Raw genomic sequence first — 210 nt, forward strand, 5'->3', positions numbered from 1 at the left:
CATGTCGCTCTCGTCGATCACGGTTTCCTTGAATGCCCTGAGGCTGCGCTGATGGATATCCTCGCCTATCTCATCCCCGTCTCGCTGTTCCTCGGCGGGATCGGCCTCGCCGCCTTCTTCTGGGCGCTGAAGTCGCGGCAGTTCGACGATCCGCAGGGCGACGCCAGCCGGATCCTGAAGCCCGACTACGAGGACAAGCCCAAGCCCTGA

1 protein-coding gene is annotated in these 210 nt (G+C 63.3%); it reads left to right on the top strand.

What is annotated here, in order from left to right; translation table 11 throughout:
* Nucleotides 1–51: 51 nt before the first annotated feature.
* Entirely contained in the window at nucleotides 52–210 is a 159-nt protein-coding gene (ccoS, locus tag AC3A5Z_RS24210) for a cbb3-type cytochrome oxidase assembly protein CcoS (protein WP_487521814.1), read from the top strand.

The organism is Cereibacter sp. Soil_C_27, from assembly GCF_057657095.1.